At 56.4% G+C, this 1,517-nt stretch carries 2 protein-coding genes; one reads left to right on the top strand and one right to left on the bottom strand.

From position 1 onward, the window contains the following. Window positions 1–751 (top strand): glycerophosphodiester phosphodiesterase (locus NW829_RS12205; protein ID WP_414417194.1); only part of this gene is annotated, 751 nt, incomplete at its 5' end. Here NW829_RS12205 and NW829_RS12200 read toward each other — a convergent pair. Beyond that, a complete protein-coding gene (locus NW829_RS12200; protein WP_414417195.1) occupies window positions 748–1,482 on the bottom strand; it encodes a protein-L-isoaspartate(D-aspartate) O-methyltransferase in 735 nt (244 codons plus the stop codon). The genes NW829_RS12205 and NW829_RS12200 overlap by 4 nt on opposite strands. Between the last annotated feature and the right edge of the window lie 35 nt (window positions 1,483–1,517).

Raw genomic sequence — 1,517 nt, 5'->3', positions numbered from 1 at the left:
AGGTGCTGACATGCTCCCCTACACCCAGATTGTCGCCCACCGTGGGGAGCACACCCACGCCGAGGAAAACACGTTGGCCGCTTTTGCTGCCGCTATTGAGGTGGGGGCCGAGCAAATTGAGCTGGATGTGCGCCGTAGCCGAGATGGGATCCCACTGGTTGTTCACGATGCCGATTTGGATGGACAGCCTTTGGCCGCATTAACTTGGGCCGAGATTCGGGCCCGCAAACCCACGATTCCCACTCTTGAAGAGACCCTGTCACATATCAAGGGCAAGATCACCCTCGATATCGAACTCAAAGAAGCAGGCTATGAGGAACAAGTCCTTGCCCTCGTTAGCGATATTTTGACCCCCGAAGAATTTGTGATCACCTCTTTTTTGCCTCAGGTGGTGCAGCGGGTTAAAACGCTTTTGTCCCCGCAACCCAAGGTTGGCCTGTTGATCGAGGCAAAGGCTGAGGAGCAAGCCAAGGGATCTTTACTTACCCGTTGCCGGGAGTTGGGAGCGGATTTTCTGGCCCCCCACTACAGTTGGGTGAACTTGCAGTTCTTGGCTGAAGCTGAACAGGCCGGGATCCCTCTGTACGTTTGGACGGTGAACGATCCTGAAGTGATGAAGTTGTGCTTGCAGCCATTTGCCGGCTCAGTAGGACAAAATCCCGTTGTTCAAGGGTTGATTACCGACCGTCCCCAATTGGCTTTGCAAATTCGCGCCCACCTTTTGGCAGGAGTAGAGGGGGCAAAACCCTAGACCATGGGCACAAACTGCACCGGAAAAGCCCCTTTTTGAACCCATCCTTGGGCTGTTTTGCAGAGGATCAGCAAGGACTGGGATCCCTGGGCACCGGAGTCCGAAGGGCTTTCTCCCACCGGCACCACCAAGGTGCCCCCCACCGCCAGTTGATCCAGCAGCACCATGGGCACAGTTGGGGGCGCTGCCGTCACCAGAATGGCATCGTAGCGAGCATGCTCTGGCCAACCTTGGTAGCCATCCCCCTGACGCACTTCCACGTTGCGATAGCCCAGGGCAGCCAGGGTTTGTTGAGCTTGAGCAGCCAATGGGGACAGACGCTCCAGGCTATACACTTGCCGGGCCAGCTCTGCCAAAACAGCCGCCTGATAGCCGGAGCCGGTGCCGATTTCCAACACCACCGATTCAGGCGTGAGGCGAGCAGCTTCTGTCATAAAAGCAACAATATAGGGCTGAGAAATGGTCTGGCCATAGCCGATGGGCAGAGGGCAATCCCTGTAGGCCCGATCCCGCAGATCAGAGGGGACAAAAAGGTGACGCGGCACTTTTCCCATGGCTTCCAGTACCCGTGGATCTCGGATCCCTCGTTTGATGAGCTGTTTCTTGACCATCTGCTCCCGTTGGGAAGCAAAAGGATCGGAAGCGTCTGGGGGCTGAGGTTCAACTTCTGGGATCCCAGCTGGAGAGCGAGAAGAATGTCTCCACCGGAAGGATGAGAATGGGTTGATCACCGATACACAACCTCCAGAAACGATGAGCTGCTCAG

This window comes from Synechococcus sp. R55.8, assembly GCF_047461895.1.
GTDB lineage: Bacteria > Cyanobacteriota > Cyanobacteriia > Thermostichales > Thermostichaceae > Thermostichus.
Note: the sequence above shows the minus strand (reverse complement) of the source record. Positions and strands in the feature narration are given on the sequence as shown.